Raw genomic sequence first — 4,987 nt, forward strand, 5'->3', positions numbered from 1 at the left:
ATATAGGTATCCAGGTGGCCAGCCAGTTCGATGATTTTTGCTTCCCACTCGGCTTCGCCTTCCAGTGCTCTCAGCGCTGAACCACGAACGACTGGCAGATCATCACCAGGGAAGTCATAAGCAGAAAGAAGTTCACGAACTTCCATTTCTACCAGTTCCAGCAGCTCTTCATCATCAACCATGTCGCATTTGTTCATGAATACGATGATGTAAGGAACGCCAACCTGACGACCCAGCAGGATGTGCTCACGGGTCTGCGGCATTGGGCCGTCAGTCGCAGCAACAACCAGGATAGCGCCGTCCATCTGCGCAGCACCGGTGATCATGTTTTTCACATAGTCGGCGTGCCCTGGGCAGTCAACGTGCGCATAGTGGCGAGTTGGGGTGTCATATTCAACGTGGGAAGTGTTGATGGTGATACCACGAGCCTTTTCTTCTGGCGCATTATCGATCTGGTCGAATGCACGCGCGTTACCACCGTAGGTTTTAGCCAGAACGGTGGTGATTGCTGCAGTCAGGGTAGTTTTACCGTGGTCAACGTGGCCGATAGTACCAACGTTAACGTGCGGTTTTACACGTTCAAACTTTTCTTTAGACATCGATTGTCCCTCTAAGACACGGTTAAATCGGTGGTATCACCACATCAACCAAGCGTTTGCTTGCTGAATATATAACAGAATGAAAATCAGGGGGCGAGATATTAAGAAGTGGTGCTGATAGGCAGATTCGAACTGCCGACCTCACCCTTACCAAGGGTGCGCTCTACCAACTGAGCTATATCAGCACATCTTGGAGCGGGCAGTGGGAATCGAACCCACATCATCAGCTTGGAAGGCTGAGGTAATAGCCATTATACGATGCCCGCATCCTGGAACTCGGCTACCAGATTTTTCTGTAGAATTTGAAGTTGGAAAGATGACGTATCAAGTGTTCCACCTTCGCCTGAATCGCCGCTGGCGCTTCAGACCACCTTATTTCTAAGGTTTGATTTGGTGGTGGGGGAAGGATTCGAACCTTCGAAGTCGATGACGGCAGATTTACAGTCTGCTCCCTTTGGCCGCTCGGGAACCCCACCTGATTTTAAAGTACTTGATGGTGCCGGCACCAAGAGTCGAACTCGGGACCTACTGATTACAAGTCAGTTGCTCTACCAACTGAGCTATGCCGGCATCAAGTGCTGCGCATTCTAGGTAGACATGACGGCGTATGCAACAAAAAAATTGCTTTCTGCGTGCTATCGCTCAGAAATTATCCAAAAAAGCCTTTTTAAAGACTATTCACTAATTTTACTGCTTAAAGAACACACTTTGACGCTGTTTTTTTAAACAATGACAGCACCTCATAGTGGCTTGAAAGTTCGCAGAAATAAATCTTTTTATGAAATTCTTCGCTAATGACTTTTCAAAGAAGAACTCCTCCTATGGATAGCGCGGGATGAACAGGGTGGCGTAGATACTGTGCAAGTAGAATTATGCCTGGTGATTCGCTGTAAATCAGGTACCTCACGCGATTGCCAGCTAGAAACATAGAGATAGGGTTTTTCTTTGTCATATCCACATATGATTGATTTTTATGTTTTTTATCGATTTACGTCCACAATTTATGATAAAGAACTCATTTACGCATAAGAAAAATGTCTACTGGAAAAACGAAGCTGTCTATAATATGCAGCTTGTTTACTGTCTGGAGTTGGCGTCCAGCGCCTTTCCCGACCTGCGCTAACAGGCAGACTTTGGCTTATGATAAAAAGAGATCAATCTTTGGCGACGCCCTACTTACAGTTCAATCGAACCCAGTGGGCAGCTCTACGTGACTCGGTGCCGCTAACGCTGACTGAAGCAGAGATCGTTAACCTAAAAGGTATTAACGAAGATTTGTCTTTAGAAGAGGTCGCGCAGATCTACCTGCCGCTCTCTCGTCTACTCAATTTTTATATCAGTTCAAATCTGCGTCGCCAGGCAGTTCTTGAGCAATTTCTTGGAACAGATGGTCAGAAAATACCCTATGTGATTGGCATTGCGGGCAGTGTGGCTGTTGGCAAGAGCACTACCGCCCGACTCTTGCAGGCATTGCTTAGTCGCTGGCCTGAACATCGCAGCGTAGAATTAATTACTACTGACGGATTTCTTCATCCCAATAAAGTATTGCAAGAACGCGGGTTGATGAAAAAGAAAGGTTTTCCGCAATCGTATGATATGCACAGCCTGGTTCAGTTTGTTTCTGCCGTAAAATCGGGAGCTAAAAATGTTACTGCTCCTGTTTATTCGCATCTAATATATGACGTAATTCCTGACGGTGATAAGAATATCGCATCACCCGATATATTAATTCTCGAAGGATTGAATGTTTTACAAAGTGGCATGGATTACCCTCACGATCCACATCATGTATTTGTTTCAGACTTTGTAGATTTCTCAATATATGTTGATGCACCTGAAGATCTATTGCAAACCTGGTATATCAGCCGATTTCTTAAATTCCGTCAGGGTGCATTCTCGGATCCTAACTCTTATTTCCATAACTATGCAAAACTCCCTGAGAGTGAGGCGATCAACATCGCAACTCAGTTGTGGAAAGAAATCAACGGTTTAAATTTAAAGCAAAATATTCTACCCACACGCGAGCGTGCCAGTTTGATTATGACAAAAAGCGCAAATCATGCTGTTGAGAGCGTTAGACTGAGAAAATAAGTAAGGGGGGAAATTCCCCCTTCTTTTAAACGCCACGCAGAGAAATCTCACCACCAATGAAAGGTTTTATCTCCCCATTTTGATCCAATAATAATGCGCCTTGCTGATCGATCCCTCGCGCGATACCAAATATCTCTTGCTCTCCAATAAGCAGTTTTACTGGCCTATTCAGGAAATTATCCAGCTCACGCCATCGGCTGATAAAGGGAGATAACCCCTCACGTTCAAATTGAGGTAATGACTCACGTAACGCTTCAAGTAAACCCGCGGTAAGTTCATTGCGATTAATATTTACTCCGGCTTCCTGTAAATTAATCCAACCTTGATTAATAACATTGGTCGTAGATTCTCGCATTGTCATATTAATTCCCGCGCCAATAACCAATTGCGCCGCATCGCCGGTTTTACCTGTTAGCTCAACCAGAATTCCGGCCAGTTTACGGTCGCGCAGATAAAGATCGTTGGGCCATTTAACACGTACGTCCTCTGCCCCTAATTTCTGAAGCACTTCCGCCATGACAATACCAATCACAAGGCTAAGCCCCATCGCTGCGGCAGGGCCTTGATCCAGGCGCCAAAACATCGATAGGTAGAGATTGGCTCCGAAGGGAGATACCCATTGACGACCACGTCGTCCTCTTCCTGCATGTTGATATTCGGCGACACAGGCATCACCTGATTTCAACTGACCAATTCTGTCCAGCAGATATTGATTGGTTGAGTCAATCACGGATAAAACCGAAACATTTCCCTCTGGTAGCAGATTGAGTATTTCCTGCTCATCCAAAAGCTGGATAGGTGCAGGCAAGCTGTATCCTTTCCCAGGCACAGTAAAAATATCCAATCCCCACTCTCGGATCGTTTGAATATGCTTATTAATGGCGGCTCGACTCATACCGAGTTGTTCACCCAACTGCTCACCGGAATGGAACTCACCGTCTGATAGAGTTGCAATGAGCTTTAAGGGGATAGTTAGATCTTTCATGAAAGTGCCTCAACTGCATTAACTTCTCCGTGCGAGGAGATAAATCTAACTTCCGGCTCAAGCCAGATAGCAAACTTCTCTGCAACTTGCACCCGTACATGGCGTGCCAGTGCCCTTATATCCCTGCTGGTTGCATTATCCACATTGATTAGAACCAATGCCTGCTGTTGATGGACAGCAGCACCGCCAATTCTGAAGCCTTTAAGTTCACATTGATCGATTAGCCATCCGGCAGCCAGTTTTACGCTACCGTCAGGCTGCTCAAAGAATGGCGCTTTGGGATATGATTCTTTGATGGAGCGGGCTTTCTCTGCTTCTACGATAGGATTTTTGAAAAAACTCCCAGCATTACCTGTCACTCGCGGGTCTGGCAGCTTACTGCTTCTCATGGCGCAAACAGCGGCAAAAACTTGCTGTGCGGTGACGGTTTTTCGATCCAACTTCACCAGGTCACCATAAGTCAGCACTGGATTCCACTTTTTATTAAGACGGAAGCCCACTGCAACAATCGCATATCCATCCCGATAGTGATGCTTGAATATACTTTCCCGGTAACCAAATTGACACTCAGATGAGTCAATTCGCTTGACTATACCCGTATTCAAATCCAATAGATCCACATACTGGCAGACGCTCTGCAATTCAACACCATAAGCTCCAATGTTTTGGATTGGAGCAGAGCCAACACAGCCAGGGATCATAGCCAGATTTTCTAAACCGGTAATTTGCTGGTCAAGCGTGTAGCGTACCAAATGGTGCCAATTCTCACCCGCGCCAACATGTACTGACCAGCAATCGTGCTCATCAATGACAGCTATTCCCTTAATTCGATTTAATATGACGACTCCAGCAAAATCCTCAAGGAAAAGCACATTACTGCCCTCACCTAATAGCAAAACTGGCAAGCCGGCCAGTTTTGCATCGCTCCATGCAGAGACTAATTGATCTACCGTGTCCACTGTAATGATTTTTACTGCGTTGACTTCCAGTGAGAAGGTATTGAAACTTTTTAATGATGTGTCAGATATCGACATGACGTTGTGCACTCATCCCAAACATATTGTTGTCTAGTCTACCCGAATCGAGAACATGTGAGGTGGTGATATTCATTTTTATGTCCTACCCCAAATAAAAAGGCCCACTGTGTTAGCAGAGGGCCTTTTTATTCTGGTGTTTTTCTCATTTCACCGGATAGCAAAAAACCCCAGTCTTTCGACTGAGGTTCTTTACTTTGTTTGATGCCTGGCAGTTTACGCCGGGCTCCTGCCCTGCGCCCTTCGGGTCAGCGCCATGCGCTGCTCAAATCCGTTCC

Annotated in this window: 4 protein-coding genes and 4 tRNA genes; 1 reads left to right on the forward strand and 7 read right to left on the reverse strand. The window is 45.8% G+C overall.

What is annotated here, in order from left to right; all coding sequences use genetic code 11:
• The 5 genes from DRI82_RS23530 to DRI82_RS23550 all read right to left on the reverse strand — a co-directional run.
• Positions 1 to 599, reverse strand: a 599-nt coding sequence (locus DRI82_RS23530) for a GTP-binding protein (RefSeq protein ID WP_114193084.1), incomplete at its 3' end; no start/stop codon positions are given.
• Positions 600 to 708: 109 nt separating this feature from the next.
• Positions 709 to 784, reverse strand: a tRNA-Thr gene (locus tag DRI82_RS23535).
• 6 nt (positions 785 to 790) lie between these two features.
• Positions 791 to 865: transfer RNA gene (locus tag DRI82_RS23540), tRNA-Gly, on the reverse strand.
• 125 nt (positions 866 to 990) lie between these two features.
• Positions 991 to 1,075 (reverse strand) — tRNA-Tyr (locus DRI82_RS23545).
• A gap of 18 nt (positions 1,076 to 1,093) precedes the next feature.
• Positions 1,094 to 1,169: transfer RNA gene (locus DRI82_RS23550), tRNA-Thr, on the reverse strand.
• 570 nt (positions 1,170 to 1,739) lie between these two features.
• On the opposite strand from DRI82_RS23550, the gene coaA reads away from it, so the two are divergent.
• A complete protein-coding gene (gene coaA, locus DRI82_RS23555; RefSeq protein ID WP_114196310.1) occupies positions 1,740 to 2,690 on the forward strand; it encodes a type I pantothenate kinase in 951 nt (316 codons plus the stop codon).
• A 25-nt stretch (positions 2,691 to 2,715) separates the two neighbouring features.
• Here coaA and birA read toward each other — a convergent pair whose 3' ends face one another.
• The gene (gene birA, locus DRI82_RS23560; protein ID WP_114196311.1) at positions 2,716 to 3,675 is read right to left on the reverse strand and encodes a bifunctional biotin--[acetyl-CoA-carboxylase] ligase/biotin operon repressor BirA; all 960 of its coding nucleotides are present in this window, start codon (positions 3,673 to 3,675) and stop codon (positions 2,716 to 2,718) included.
• Complete coding sequence (gene murB, locus DRI82_RS23565) at positions 3,672 to 4,709, reverse strand: UDP-N-acetylmuramate dehydrogenase (protein WP_114196312.1); 1,038 nt, start codon at positions 4,707 to 4,709, stop codon at positions 3,672 to 3,674. Before murB ends, birA begins: the two co-directional genes overlap by 4 nt.
• Between the last annotated feature and the right edge of the window lie 278 nt (positions 4,710 to 4,987).

This window comes from Edaphovirga cremea (genome assembly GCF_003332275.1).
Classification (GTDB): Bacteria; Pseudomonadota; Gammaproteobacteria; order Enterobacterales; family Enterobacteriaceae; genus Edaphovirga; species Edaphovirga cremea.

Excerpts from the sequence above, each read along its gene's own strand:
- coaA (WP_114196310.1), top strand. The coding sequence starts at position 1,740 with ATGATAAAAAGAGATCAATCTTTGGCGACGCCCTACTTACAGTTCAAT.
- birA (WP_114196311.1), bottom strand. The coding sequence starts at position 3,675 with ATGAAAGATCTAACTATCCCCTTAAAGCTCATTGCAACTCTATCAGAC.
- murB (WP_114196312.1), bottom strand. The coding sequence starts at position 4,709 with ATGTCGATATCTGACACATCATTAAAAAGTTTCAATACCTTCTCACTG.